Source organism: Paenibacillus pseudetheri (assembly GCF_924513355.1).
GTDB classification, from domain to species: Bacteria; Bacillota; Bacilli; order Paenibacillales; family Paenibacillaceae; genus Paenibacillus_AQ; species Paenibacillus_AQ pseudetheri.
Window position 1 is genome coordinate 143339 of the sequence record NZ_CAKMAB010000013.1, and the last position, 14791, is coordinate 158129.

Here is a 14791-nt window from a genome sequence, read left to right on the forward strand (position 1 = left end):
ACTTCTCACAAAATAATTCTGTATATACGTTAAATAGCCCCGCAAATTGTAGCTAGCGCATTAAGCGAGATCCTAGTCGTTTGCAGAGCAAAAAATAATAAAAAGCAGTAAAAAAAGACCACCGGAGTGGTCCCTTAGTGGCCTAACTTACGCACTCAAAACTTTTCTGCCTTTCAAGCGGCGAGCTGCCAGCACTTTACGGCCGTTTTTCGTGCTCATTCTTTTACGGAAACCGTGAACCTTCTTGCGTTTGCTCACATTTGGTCTAAATGTCGGTCTCATAATTGCACCTCCCTTACAGGAACTTAATTACTGTCATATAAGCAGAAACGGTCTAAGCCGTCCTTATAGTAGGGACAGTATCTACATGAATCATCATTTAATTATCGAGACATATCCTTACAGAAAACACCTTTATATATTTAAACATATTTTATGCGCAAAAGTCAACCTACTACTGGCTCCAGACCCTCCCTCTAATCCAAGCTGCTTATCCACAACTCCCATTAGAAAAAAAGTAATCCACAAGATATGACAGTTATCCACCTGTGATCAAAAAATAAAGTCGACTACTCACAGATGAGCACAACCTGTGTATAAAATTATCGAAGCTTTGGCGTAAAGTGTCGAACCGTAAACAAATTATCAACAATATGTAGTGGTGTTCCTAATAATTGTACACAAGTGCTTGAATTTGTGGATAAAATAGCCCTGCTCATTGAAAAATAAGGGGCGTTTTGCTATGATGGTATTACTTTTGAATGTGAATAGATTTGTTTGTTCTCTTAATTATCAACAAGCTGTGGATAAAGTTGTGAACAAATCAAATTTATCCATATTTTTTTGTCTCTTCATATTGCCTACTGGGGATAAATATCAGCATCAACCTATTTTCTTCGACATTTCCACTTCATGGCTGATGCCACATTTGGAAGATTTAAAGGAGTGACAGTCTGTGGACAGCCATACTTCCGAATTATGGCAGCAAATTTTATCGATTATTCAAACCAAATTAAGCAAGCCAAGCTTTGATACCTGGTTTAAGGCTACTAAAGCGATAACCTTCAACTCCCAGGTTCTCATTATCTCGGCACCTACAACGTTCGCAGTAGAATGGCTGGAAAGTCGCTACACCAAACTAGTAGGAGCAACGGTCTACGAAGTCACTGGGAAACAAGTGGATGTAAAATTCGTGATTGAAGAAAGCAAGCCGCCTGAGCTTGTGGTCCAGCAATCCGCTCCGACTCCCGTAGTATCAAGAGAAGAAGCACAAACGCATCTGCTCAATCCAAAGTACACTTTTGACACATTTGTAATCGGCTCTGGGAACCGCTTTGCGCATGCAGCCTCACTGGCAGTAGCGGAAGCGCCGGCCAAAGCATACAATCCCTTGTTTTTATATGGTGGTGTAGGTCTGGGCAAAACCCATTTAATGCATGCCATTGGGCACTATGTTCTAGAACATAACCCGAATAACAAGGTTATTTACATCTCATCAGAGAAATTCACGAATGAATTTATCAATTCGATCCGTGATAACCGCGGTGAAAGCTTCCGTAATAAGTATCGTAACGTTGACATTTTGCTTATTGACGACATTCAATTCCTCGCTGGAAAAGAGTCGACACAGGAGGAGTTTTTCCATACTTTCAATGCGCTCCACGAAGAACGCAAGCAAATTATCATCTCCAGCGACCGACCGCCAAAGGAAATTCCCACACTGGAAGAACGGCTGCGTTCCCGGTTCGAATGGGGCTTGATTACGGATATTCAACCACCCGATCTAGAAACCCGGATTGCGATTTTACGCAAAAAGGCTAAGGCAGAGAACCTTGATATCCCTAATGAGGCCATGATGTATATTGCTAACCAGATTGATACCAATATTCGTGAGCTTGAAGGTGCATTAATCCGGGTTGTTGCTTATTCTTCGCTAACTAACCAGGATGTAACCACTCATTTGGCAGCTGAAGCACTCAAGGATATTATTCCTTCCAGCCGGCCTAAGATGATTACCATCGCTGATATTCAGCAAAAAGTCGGTGAATACTACAATTTGCGCCTTGAAGACTTCAAAGCACGAAAACGTACGAAAGCCGTAGCATTTCCACGTCAAATCGCAATGTATCTCTCCCGTGAACTAACCGATTATTCGCTCCCTAAGATTGGTGAGGCATTCGGAGGACGTGACCATACGACCGTAATTCATGCGCATGATAAAATTACACAGTCATTAAAGGTCGATCAGGAGTTGTACAAAGTGGTAAATAATCTTGCGGAGAAAATTAAAAATCCTTCCTAAGAGGAACAAAGAGCCTATACACAATCTATACACATGTGGGTAGGCTTAATTTTATGCTATTTGATAGGGTTATCCACATATTAGACGCCCCTACTACTAATACTATTAAATAACTATAATAATTCATCATGTAAAGACGCGTAATAAAGAGACACAAATACAACGAAATTCCCAATTTTTCAGCTAGGAGTGAAATCATGAAAATAAGCATTCTTAAAAATGAACTTAACGAATCCATTCAACACGTATCCAAAGCTATCTCCAGTAGAACAACCATCCCTATTCTGACCGGTATTAAGCTGGAAGTTAGCCATCAAGGCGTCACATTAACTGCAAGCGACACCGATATTTCGATTCAATCGTTTATTCCAGCAGAGAATGACAGCCATACGATCGTGAAGATAGATCAGCCAGGAAGTGTTGTTCTTCCCGCTAAATTTTTCGTCGAGATTATTAAGAAGCTGCCCTCCAAAGAGATTCACATGGAAGTTAAAGAAGGATTCCAAACGTATATTTCTTCTGGATCCACTGAGATTCAGATCGTAGGTTTAGACCCTGAAGAATTCCCGGTGCTACCGAGTATTGAGGAGAACGATACCATCTCCCTGCCAGGTGATTTGCTGAAAAATATGATTAAACAAACCGCTTTTTCTATTTCTACCCAAGAGACAACTCCGATTTTAACAGGTATACTGTGGAATCTGGCCGATAATGAGTTTAAGTTTACAGCGACAGACCGTCACCGCTTAGCTACAAGAGCAGCAAGACTAGAAGGTACGGAGAATGTCCAATTTGCAAATATCGTAATCGCCGGTAAAACCCTTAATGAGCTAAGCAAAATTATCCCTGATCAAAATATGCTCGTCGATATTGTGGTTGCAGACAATCAAGTTCTCTTTAAAATCGACAAAGTACTGTTCTATTCACGGATCCTTGATGGAATTTATCCGGATACTTCTAGAATTATTCCAACAACCTACAAAACAGAACTAACTTTGGACACAAAAAAATTAAGCGAATCGATTGATCGCGCTTATTTGCTGTCCCGCGAAGAAAAAACCAATATTGTGCGTATGCAGACGCTTGAGCAAGGCGGTATTGAAATTTCTTCTAGCTCTTCTGAGCTTGGTAAAGTTCGCGAAGAACTTGAAGTCATTGATTTCAAAGGTGAACCGCTCAAAATATCTTTCAACTCCAAATATATGCTCGATGTCCTAAAAGTTATTGAGAGTGAGCAGCTTGTAATAGCATTTACAGGAATGATGAGTCCGATCATTTTGAAGCCACTCGATCAAACTAATAGCTTGTATATTATTTTGCCCTACCGTACAACAAATTAATGCCAACATTCATGAACATGTGGATAAGTGGCTGAAAGGATAAAAACCATGAAAAAAATACTTATCCACAGTGGATATATTAAGCTGGATCAATTCCTGAAACTTTCTGATTGTGTATCCACAGGGGGAATGGCTAAAGCTTTGCTGCAAGAAGGACATGTACTTGTTAACGGAGAAGTAGAGGAACGGCGTGGAAGAAAACTTTATCCGGGTGATCAAATTGAAGTGCAGGATAACGGCACATTTCAGGTTGAAGGCGGAGGAGTCAAAGAGGAGTAGGCTAGGGGAGGAACCATTTCGTGTTTGTTAAAAATATCGGTCTGCAGCATTATCGGAATTACGGGCTGCTGCGTCTGGAGAGCTTGGGTGATGTGAATCTGATTCTGGGTCAGAACGCCCAAGGCAAAACAAACCTCATGGAGGCATTGTTCGTCCTGGCGATGACCAAAAGCCACCGCACCTCGAAGGATCGCGAACTTATCTCATTCGATGCCCCTGGAGACGCTGCTCAGATCATTGCCGAGGTAGAACGTAAGTACGGCGATCTCAAGCTAGAGCTCACCCTATCTGCCAAAGGTAAAAAAGCTAAGATTAACGGTTTAGAACAACGACGTCTTAGTGAGTTTGTGGGATCACTCAATGTGGTCATGTTTGCACCGGAAGATTTAGAGATAGTCAAAGGCACACCTGGCATCAGACGGCGTTTTCTCGATATGGAGATTGGCCAAGTCCAGCCCAGTTATCTATTTCACCTCCAGCAGTATCAAAAAATTCTCTTACAAAGGGGCAATTTGCTGAAGCAGTTGTGGGGGAAAGAGGCAGCGGGAAAAGACCTTTTGGAAATCTGGGATGCTCAACTTGTGGAGCACGGTGTTAAAATCGTAAAAAAAAGGAAACAATTCATAAAGAAGCTGCAAATATGGGCTGAAAGCATACACCGGGGGATTACGAACGGCGGAGAAGAACTGAAATTGCTCTATGTCCCCTCTTTCGGCGATCGGGATGAGGAAGATGAAGCTGTCTTATTAGACAATTTTATGTTAAAGTTATCACAAACGAGAGAACAAGAAATCAGGCGCGGCATGACGCTGACGGGTCCCCATCGGGATGATCTGTCCTTTTTTATCAACGGAAGGGAGGCTCAGGTCTACGGTTCTCAGGGACAGCAGCGTACAACGGCTTTATCGCTCAAGCTGGCGGAAATCGAGCTGATCCATGAAGAAATCGGAGAATATCCTGTGCTGCTTCTTGATGATGTTTTATCCGAGCTTGATCCTTACCGACAGACCCAGCTTATTGAAACCTTTCAAAGCAAGGTACAGACATTCATTACCGCTACCGGGATTGAGGGTCTGAATGCCGATAAATTAAAGGGCGCCAGCCTATATCATGTTCATGATGGAAAAGTGGAGTTATAAAGAGCGGAGGAAGATCATGTATATTCATTTGGGCGGGGAGAAGATTATTCGCTCTTCGGAGTTAATTGCAATATTTGATATTTCGATTGAGAAATCTTCCAAGGTGTCTAAGCAATTCGTCATTCACTCTGAGCAGGACAAGAAGCTTGAGCGAATTGGTGAAGAGGAAGCAAAATCTATTGTCGTAACTAAAAATATCGTGTATTACTCCCCCATTTCCTCCTCCACTCTCAAAAAAAGAGCCAAAATTTTGCTCGAAATATAACTTGCGTTAGTAACAAAGAGATAATCTGAAAGAAGTAGGTGAAGGCATGTCAATGAATCAACCGACATATGATGAGAGCCAGATTCAGGTACTGGAAGGGCTAGAAGCTGTCCGGAAACGTCCGGGCATGTATATTGGTTCCACTAGTTCTAAAGGTCTCCATCACTTGGTGTGGGAGGTCGTAGATAATAGTATCGATGAAGCCCTAGCAGGTTATTGTGACCGGATTGAAGTGATTATTCATGAGGATAACGGGATTACTGTTATCGATAATGGACGTGGCATACCTGTAGGTGAAAATGAAAAACTTAAAAAGTCGACGCTTGAAGTTGTTATGACAGTACTGCATGCAGGCGGTAAATTCGGCGGCGGCGGATATAAAGTATCAGGCGGCTTACACGGTGTGGGTATCTCCGTAGTAAATGCCTTGTCTGAGAAGGTTGTTGTTAATGTTAAGCGTGATGGGCATATTTATCAGCAGGAATACAGACGTGGTGCACCACAGTATGAGATCAAAGTTGTTGGAGATACGGACGAGACAGGTACGACTACAACCTTCCATCCAGACCCTGAAATCTTTACTGAAACCACGGTCTTTGAATATGCGACACTGCTTACTCGTATTCGGGAGCTAGCTTTTCTTAACAAAGGAATTGAGCTTTCACTGCATGATGAGCGGACCGATGTCACCAACGTGTTCAAATACGAGGGTGGTATCGTTGAATATGTGAAATATCTGAATGAGAAAAAAGAAGCGCTGCACGAGGAACCAATCTACGTGGAAGGCTCACGGGATATGATTCAGGTTGAAGTAGCTCTCCAATATAATGATTCGTATACAGAGAACATCTACTCTTTTGCGAATAATATTAATACCCATGAGGGTGGAACGCATGAATCCGGCTTTAAAAGTGCTCTAACACGTATCATCAACGATTACGCCCGTAAAGCGGGTGTGCTGAAGGATGGTAATTCAAATCTGACTGGTGACGACGTGCGTGAAGGATTGACAGCCATTATTTCTGTCAAAATTCCAGAACCTCAGTTCGAAGGTCAAACGAAGACTAAGCTCGGAAATAGTGAAGTCCGCGGAATTGTAGAATCACTGTTCGGAGAGAAATTGCAGGAATTCCTGGAAGAGAATCCGGCAGTATCACGCCGTGTCCTAGAGAAGTCGCTTTCAGCTTCACGTGCACGAGAAGCCGCTCGTAAGGCTCGTGAGTTGACCCGCCGTAAGAGTGCGCTTGAAGTCAGTGCACTACCTGGTAAACTTGCGGACTGTTCATCTAAGGATGCGTCTATCAGTGAACTCTATATCGTCGAAGGTGACTCTGCGGGTGGATCGGCCAAGCAAGGCCGGGATCGTCATTTCCAAGCGATTCTACCGCTGCGTGGTAAGATTCTAAACGTAGAAAAGGCACGCTTAGACCGTATTTTATCCAACGCCGAGATCCGGGCTATTATTACTGCTCTTGGTACAGGAATCAGTGATGATTTCGACCTATCGAAGGCTCGTTACCATAAAGTCGTTATTATGACGGATGCCGACGTCGATGGAGCTCATATTAGAACTCTGTTATTAACATTCTTCTACCGTTACATGCGGAAGCTAGTAGATGCAGGTTATATCTATATCGCACAACCGCCATTGTTCAAGATAGAACGTAACAAAGTGATCCGTTATGCAGGTAGCGAAAAGGAACGCGATGAGATTATCGCCTCTTTTGGTGAGAATGTTAAGGTCAATGTTCAGCGCTACAAAGGTTTGGGCGAAATGAATGCTACCCAGCTGTGGGACACGACGATGGATCCTGAGGCTCGTATGATGCTACAAGTAACGATTGAAGATGCGATGCTCGCTGACAGTATCTTTGATACGCTGATGGGCGATAATGTTGAACCAAGACGTGACTTTATCCATGAGCATGCGAAGAGTGTCAGATACCTCGATGTGTAAGAATAACATTCAAGCATAGACGCCTTCGGCGTCCTTATAAGGATGATAAGCGTTTAAGCGAGAAATATAAGACATAAAGTATGGTGTGAAACTTATACTTTCTTATATTTTAATAAAACCTCCGGCTTCTGTTCCTAATGGAATGAGAATGCTGGAGGCTTTTTGGTTTCAGAGCTGATTTTTTAAGCTTTAGTATATTGTCTATTGCGGGTAGTGTATGGGGATTTTTTAGCTTTTACACGTCCGTATGCTACAGCATAGCGGTGTATTCTACGATAGATAGATTTATCAGAAAATAACTTGAATACAACAATGGATGGAAGCGTATTGACCTCAAGCAGCCACATATCCTTATGCTGATCCATGGCAATATCCAGACCAATTTCTTTAATTCCTGGATAGGTGGTCTCCAATTGACCTGCAATTTGTACGCCTAAAGATTTTAATTGATTTATCGTGGAGAGTGTTTCAGAAGGGTTCATATGATTTTTTAATAATGTATTTACTGACAGAATACTGCCTCCACTATGATAATTGGTGACGATTTTCTGAGGGGCAGCTACTCTTCCGAGCATTCCTGTTGTTTCCCATGTACCTGATGGAGTCTTTTGGGCAAGAACTCGAAGGTCGAAGGGACGATCTTGGTGACGCAGGAGATCAATTCCTTTTTGGACGAGGTAGGTACGGTTCTGAATTCTTTTCTGTAAGGCCTCATGCAGCTCTTCGGGGGAGAAGAAAACTTCTGCCATCTTTGCATATCTTAAAATATATAGGACCTGTGCTTCTTGCTGTTCTCTCTCCTCGTTATTGGCGGTAACATTAATTTCAGTCTTCTGCTGGCTAGGACTTAAAATCACCGTACGCTGCTCAGCTCTCATTACACCAATACCAAAGCTTCCGCGATCAGGTTTTATATAGACCATAGTATATAACGCAAGCATTTCTTTAAGAACACTTAAATCATATTTACGAGTATCAGGCACATATAGAGACAGAGATTGATTTTGAAGGATAACTTTTGTTTTAGCCCATTTACTTGGGACTCGTTGAATCTTCATTATCTTCCTCCTTAACAATTTTGTGCAGCATTTGCTCTTTTGAATTCCCTTGTACAAAACTTGCTGTGGAAGCATAATCTTTGGCAGCTGAAAATCAGGACAAGCTACCTAAACAATGGTATAATATAAGGATATGGGGTTTGCCTTATGAAACGATACTAGGATAATAAAACCGTGTTTCTTGTCTTTACAGTCTATGTACTAAAGACATTTGCGGAAAGGGCGAATACCCTAATCAGCGCAAAAGAAATCAATATTAGAAGATAAAAGGCTATCATGTTTAATTGTGCTACTTTTGTGAAAGTAATATAATTAAGGGTAGCGGTTTTTTAACTGAAGGAGGTCCAGCAACTCATGGCTGAACAAAATAACCCACAAGTCAAAGATCGGGACATTGGCGTGGAAATGCGTGAATCCTTTATGGATTACGCAATGAGCATCATTGTTAGCCGGGCTTTGCCAGATGTGCGGGACGGACTCAAGCCGGTTCACCGACGCATTTTGTTTGCGATGTCGGAACTTGGAATGTCTGCGGATAAGCCTCATAAGAAATCGGCAAGAATCGTCGGTGAGGTTATCGGTAAGTACCACCCTCACGGTGACTCAGCCGTCTATGAAACAATGGTACGGATGGCTCAGGATTTCTCTATGCGCTATATGCTTGTGGACGGTCACGGGAACTTTGGTTCGATTGATGGTGATATGGCTGCAGCGATGCGTTATACAGAAGCCCGTCTTTCCAAGATTGCAGGCGAAATGCTTCGAGATTTGAATAAAGAAACAGTTGATTTCGCACCCAACTATGATGGTGAAGAGAATGAGCCAGTTGTATTACCAGCTCGCTATCCGAACCTGCTCGTTAATGGGGTATCTGGTATAGCTGTAGGTATGGCTACTAATATTCCACCGCATAACCTAGGTGAAGTTATCGATGGTGTGCAGGCGATGATTAAGAATCCTGATATCACCCCTATGGAATTGATGGAGTATATCCAAGGCCCAGATTTCCCAACGGCTGGATATATTTTGGGCCGTGAGGGTATTCGTCAGGCTTATCGTACGGGGCGTGGTTCAGTGACCATGCGTGCAAAGGCAACGATTGAAGAGAATAACGGTAAGGCTCGCATCATTGTACATGAGCTGCCGTATCAGGTGAATAAGGCAAGACTGGTTGAGAAAATCGCAGAATTAGTACGTGAGAAACGGATCGAGGGTATAACGGATCTTCGAGATGAGTCTGACCGTAACGGTATGCGTGTAGTTGTTGAGATGAGACGTGATGTGAATCCAAATGTTGTGTTGAACAATTTATATAAACATACTTCTATGCAATCCACATTTGGGATCAACATGCTTGCCATCGTAAACAACGAGCCGAAAATTCTTAACTTGCGTGATGTGCTCTATCATTATTTGCAGCACCAGATTGAAGTTATTCGTCGTCGTACAATATTTGATCTTAAAAAAGCTGAAGCACGCGCTCATATTTTAGAAGGTCTGCGTATTGCGCTGGATCATCTGGATGAAGTTATTGCGTTAATTCGTGCTTCCCGGACAACGGACATAGCCCGTGAGGGATTAATGAGCACCTTTAGCCTTAGTGTAGAGCAGGCTCAAGCGATCCTCGATATGCGGATGCAGCGTCTGACCGGTCTGGAAAGAGAAAAGATCGAGAATGAATATAACGAATTGCTAGCTAAAATTGCAGAGTACCGTGAAATTTTGGCGAATGAGCATCTTGTACTGGAAATCATCAGTAACGAGCTGCAGGATATTCGTGATAGATATTCTGATGAACGCCGGACAGAGATTACCGTTGGTGAAGAAAGTATCCTGGATGAAGACCTTATTCCGCGTGAAGAGGTTGTTATCACTATTACACATACGGGATACATCAAACGTCTACCTGTCAGCACCTACCGCAGTCAGAAGCGTGGAGGGCGCGGAGTCATGGGGATGGACACCAAGGATCAGGACTTTGTGGAGCATCTCTTCGTGAGTAACTCTCATAACTATCTGATGTTCTTTACCGATAAGGGTAAGGTGTACCGGATTAAAGCTTATGAGATCCCAGAGCTGGGACGTACAGCACGTGGGACACCAATCATCAACCTGATTCAAATTGAACAAGGTGAGAAGATTAGTGCCGTAATCCAAGTGGAAGAGACTGATAGTGACAAGTACTTGTTCTTTGCTACCCGCGAAGGTATCGTAAAGAAGACGCCACTTGAGGACTACAATAACATCCGCAAAGGCGGACTTATCGCTATTAACCTTCGTGAAGAGGATTCTCTAATTGAGGTTAAGCTGACAGATGGACAGCAAAATCTTATTATCGGTACAGCTCGCGGAATGTCGATTACGTTCTCAGAGAATGATGTTCGTTCTATGGGTCGTAGCGCGACAGGCGTGAAGGGCATTACGCTTGACAGTAATGACCATGTCATCGGTATGGATTGTGTCGATAAGGAGCTTGAGGTTCTGATTGTTACTAGCAAGGGTTATGGTAAACGGACACCAGCTGGTGACTATCGTTCCCAGACTCGTGGTGGTAAAGGAATCAAGACCATTAATCTCACGGAGAAGAATGGCCCTGTAGTTGGTCTAAAAGTCGTTAAGAACGACGAAGACTTAATGATCATTACTACAAGCGGTACCTTGATTCGTACCAGCATGGATGGAATCTCTACTATGGGTCGTTATGCGCAAGGGGTTAAGCTAATTAACATCCGCGAGGATGATGCTGTGGCTACCCTGTGCAGAGCAGATAAGAACGAAGAGGACGAAATGTCTGAAGATATGGAAGGCCTTGAGGAACAAGTAACAGTAGATGAATCTGGTGATATTGATCAACCGGAAACAATTGTTGAGGATCAAGAAGATAACTTAGAGTAGGTTATATTCAATAAAGAGCAAGGGCTTCTATTACAGAGACCCTTGCTCTTTTTGCTGTGATTAATTAATAGCTAGTTATTTAATGAGAATTTTTATAAGAATAGTTTTCATTTCACTAGTCGCTTCCTTTTATCCGTACTATAATTAGCCGATAGAGTATAAATCAGTATATAAAGTACTATTTTCTCAGAAATTATCTGTCATATTAGATTTCGGTAATCCTGAGCTTATTGTTATAGAAATTAAGGGGCTGAGTATATGCCAAGTGTATTGGTTGGAGAAGTTAAAGCGGGCTCAAAGATAACAAAAGATGTAATTACACCTTTGGGTGGAATTTTGTTCAACAAGGGAAAAATACTACTCCCCCGTGATGTAGAAATTTTAGAAGCCTTTTTGGTTGGACAAGTGGAGATCGAAGGTGTTCAAGGAGAGGCCAACTCTGATACTGTCAAAAAAAACGCCAAGCAGACATCACTTAAAGCTGGAGCCATTATAAATGAATCGATGTTAATTAAGAGCAATTCCCCTTTACACGATGAATATGACAAAATGATCACAATTATTAGGAACAGCTATCGTTCGGTTTCGGCAGCCTCTCTTCCTATTTTTGAGTTGCGGAGTCAGTTAGAGTCACTAATTAGTCATTTGAAGGATTATCATGTATTGAAGTTTTCTCCACGTACGCTAAAAGACGAGGATTACAACTATCACAATGCCGTGCTGTCCGCTTTAACATCCTATAAGATCGCTCAGTGGTGCGGGTATCCGCAAAAGGATTGGATGCAAATCGCTTTTGCCGGATTACTACATGACATCGGAAACGCAAAAGTAGATAGTTCTCTTTTACATAAGCCGGAGTCACTTAATAGTGCTGAAATAGAAGAGGTTCGCAGACATACTACATATGGCTATCAATTATTGCGTAATGTAACAGCGATTAATGAAGGGGTAAGACTAACGGCATTGCAGCATCATGAGAAGGTCGATGGTTCTGGTTACCCACTTAAGCTAGAAGGTAGCCAGATTCATTTTTACGCTAAAGTAGTTGCGGTAGCAGATATATTCCATGCTATGACTCTAGAAAGGGCCTATAGAAAAGCACAGTCTCCTTATTTAGTGTTAGAGCAGATAATGACAGAAAGCTTCGGTAAGCTCGACCCGGTCGTTGTACAGACTTTTATACAGAAGAGTACCGATTTGTTTAATGGAACCAGAATACGTCTGAGCGATGGACGTCATGGAGAGATCATATTTACTGACCGTGCTAATCCAACACGTCCTATGATTAAGGTAGAGGGTACGATTGTTAACCTAATGTTGGAGCGAGATCTGTATATTCAGGAGATCATTGCTTAGAGAAGGTAGTATCAAGAGACTACATAACTGAGGCTGTGCTAACAGGTATATACCAATATATTGAGGGTGATTGATAGCACAGTCTCTTATTTATAGATTATATTAAAAAAAGTGTTGCAATGAATCTCTATACATGATATATTCTAAGTCCGGCCAAGAAATACACATGCCGAGCTCGAAAAAGAAGTTAAAAAAGAGCTTGACATTAAATAGCCGAACATGATATAGTATAAGAGTTGCTGCTGAGACATTAAACGGCGCCAACGAGAACTTGATCTTTGAAAACTGAACAACGAGTGAGTAGGAAATCACGAAAGTGAAATCCAAAACTGATGAGTTTCACAGCGTATTTTACGCTTTTGAAATTTCATCGTGAGAATTAATTTTCTCGTCAGATGTTTCAAAATGAGCATATCGCTCTTTTCAATACTAATTGGAGAGTTTGATCCTGGCTCAGGACGAACGCTGGCGGCGTGCCTAATACATGCAAGTCGAGCGGAGTTACTTTGAAAGCTTGCTTTCAAAGTAACTTAGCGGCGGACGGGTGAGTAACACGTAGGCAACCTGCCCCTTAGACTGGGATAACTACCGGAAACGGTAGCTAATACCGGATAATTTCTTTTTTCTCCTGAAGAAAGAATGAAAGACGGAGCAATCTGTCACTGAGGGATGGGCCTGCGGCGCATTAGCTAGTTGGTGGGGTAACGGCCCACCAAGGCGACGATGCGTAGCCGACCTGAGAGGGTGAACGGCCACACTGGGACTGAGACACGGCCCAGACTCCTACGGGAGGCAGCAGTAGGGAATCTTCCGCAATGGACGAAAGTCTGACGGAGCAACGCCGCGTGAGTGATGAAGGTTTTCGGATCGTAAAGCTCTGTTGCCAGGGAAGAACGTCCGGTAGAGTAACTGCTACCGGAGTGACGGTACCTGAGAAGAAAGCCCCGGCTAACTACGTGCCAGCAGCCGCGGTAATACGTAGGGGGCAAGCGTTGTCCGGAATTATTGGGCGTAAAGCGCGCGCAGGCGGTCATTTAAGTCTGGTGTTTAAACCTTGGGCTCAACCTGAGGTCGCACTGGAAACTGGGTGACTTGAGTACAGAAGAGGAAAGTGGAATTCCACGTGTAGCGGTGAAATGCGTAGATATGTGGAGGAACACCAGTGGCGAAGGCGACTTTCTGGGCTGTAACTGACGCTGAGGCGCGAAAGCGTGGGGAGCAAACAGGATTAGATACCCTGGTAGTCCACGCCGTAAACGATGAGTGCTAGGTGTTAGGGGTTTCGATACCCTTGGTGCCGAAGTTAACACAGTAAGCACTCCGCCTGGGGAGTACGGTCGCAAGACTGAAACTCAAAGGAATTGACGGGGACCCGCACAAGCAGTGGAGTATGTGGTTTAATTCGAAGCAACGCGAAGAACCTTACCAGGTCTTGACATCCCTCTGAATCCACTAGAGATAGTGGCGGCCTTCGGGACAGAGGAGACAGGTGGTGCATGGTTGTCGTCAGCTCGTGTCGTGAGATGTTGGGTTAAGTCCCGCAACGAGCGCAACCCTTAACTTTAGTTGCCAGCAGGTAAGGCTGGGCACTCTAGAGTGACTGCCGGTGACAAACCGGAGGAAGGTGGGGATGACGTCAAATCATCATGCCCCTTATGACCTGGGCTACACACGTACTACAATGGCCGGTACAACGGGAAGCGAAACCGCGAGGTGAAGCCAATCCCATCAAAGCCGGTCTCAGTTCGGATTGCAGGCTGCAACTCGCCTGCATGAAGTCGGAATTGCTAGTAATCGCGGATCAGCATGCCGCGGTGAATACGTTCCCGGGTCTTGTACACACCGCCCGTCACACCACGAGAGTTTACAACACCCGAAGTCGGTGGGGTAACCCGCAAGGGAGCCAGCCGCCGAAGGTGGGGTAGATGATTGGGGTGAAGTCGTAACAAGGTAGCCGTATCGGAAGGTGCGGCTGGATCACCTCCTTTCTATGGAGAATCGTCTTCTGCAATGAAGACATTCAAATCGGAAGTTAAACTTCCACAACTCACTCGTTGCTCAGTTTTGAGAGTTTAAGCTCTCATCTTTAAACTTGATCCTTGAAAACTGGATACCGAAACGAATTTGCGTTTTAGAACATCTTTTAGCTATAACTTGTGTAAACAAGTACGTTAGTTATTAGCTGGAAGCGAAGATTTTC

At 43.4% G+C, this 14791-nt stretch carries 10 protein-coding genes and 1 rRNA gene; 9 read left to right on the plus strand and 2 right to left on the minus strand.

Annotated elements, in window-relative coordinates; translation table 11 throughout:
- Positions 1–147: 147 nt before the first annotated feature.
- Entirely contained in the window at positions 148–282 is a 135-nt protein-coding gene (rpmH, locus tag L1028_RS14395; RefSeq protein WP_039295761.1) for a 50S ribosomal protein L34, read from the minus strand.
- Positions 283–955: 673 nt separating this feature from the next.
- Here rpmH and dnaA point away from each other — a divergent pair.
- The 6 genes from dnaA (at position 956) to gyrB (ending at position 7282) form a co-directional block, all read left to right on the plus strand.
- Positions 956–2302 (plus strand): chromosomal replication initiator protein DnaA, encoded by a 1347-nt coding sequence (gene dnaA / locus L1028_RS14400; RefSeq protein ID WP_042183777.1) that lies wholly within the window; start codon positions 956–958, stop codon positions 2300–2302.
- A gap of 197 nt (positions 2303–2499) precedes the next feature.
- On the plus strand, positions 2500–3642 hold the full coding sequence (dnaN, locus tag L1028_RS14405; protein ID WP_042123045.1) for a DNA polymerase III subunit beta: 1143 nt from the start codon (positions 2500–2502) through the stop codon (positions 3640–3642).
- Between the two features lie 48 nt (positions 3643–3690).
- Positions 3691–3921, plus strand: coding sequence for a S4 domain-containing protein YaaA (gene yaaA / locus L1028_RS14410; protein WP_042123047.1), 231 nt, complete (start codon positions 3691–3693; stop codon positions 3919–3921).
- Positions 3922–3941: 20 nt separating this feature from the next.
- Entirely contained in the window at positions 3942–5060 is a 1119-nt protein-coding gene (recF, locus tag L1028_RS14415) for a DNA replication/repair protein RecF (protein WP_042123050.1), read from the plus strand.
- 16 nt (positions 5061–5076) lie between these two features.
- Positions 5077–5325, plus strand: a complete 249-nt coding sequence (gene remB, locus L1028_RS14420) for an extracellular matrix regulator RemB (RefSeq protein ID WP_036677731.1) — start codon at positions 5077–5079, stop codon at positions 5323–5325.
- A gap of 46 nt (positions 5326–5371) precedes the next feature.
- Entirely contained in the window at positions 5372–7282 is a 1911-nt protein-coding gene (gene gyrB / locus L1028_RS14425; RefSeq protein ID WP_060626334.1) for a DNA topoisomerase (ATP-hydrolyzing) subunit B, read from the plus strand.
- Between the two features lie 182 nt (positions 7283–7464).
- On the opposite strand, the gene L1028_RS14430 is transcribed toward gyrB, so the two are convergent.
- A complete protein-coding gene (locus L1028_RS14430; protein ID WP_234534904.1) occupies positions 7465–8340 on the minus strand; it encodes a YheC/YheD family protein in 876 nt (291 codons plus the stop codon).
- A gap of 354 nt (positions 8341–8694) precedes the next feature.
- Between L1028_RS14430 and gyrA the strand changes: the two genes are divergently transcribed.
- The 3 genes from gyrA to L1028_RS14445 all read left to right on the plus strand — a co-directional run bounded on the left by gyrA (position 8695) and on the right by L1028_RS14445 (position 14579).
- Positions 8695–11235: a DNA gyrase subunit A gene (gene gyrA / locus L1028_RS14435; RefSeq protein ID WP_234534905.1), complete on the plus strand. Its 2541-nt coding sequence runs from the start codon at positions 8695–8697 to the stop codon at positions 11233–11235.
- A gap of 258 nt (positions 11236–11493) precedes the next feature.
- Complete coding sequence (locus L1028_RS14440; protein ID WP_234534906.1) at positions 11494–12591, plus strand: HD-GYP domain-containing protein; 1098 nt, start codon at positions 11494–11496, stop codon at positions 12589–12591.
- A gap of 430 nt (positions 12592–13021) precedes the next feature.
- Positions 13022–14579: ribosomal RNA gene (locus L1028_RS14445) — 16S ribosomal RNA — on the plus strand.
- Positions 14580–14791 lie beyond the last annotated feature (212 nt).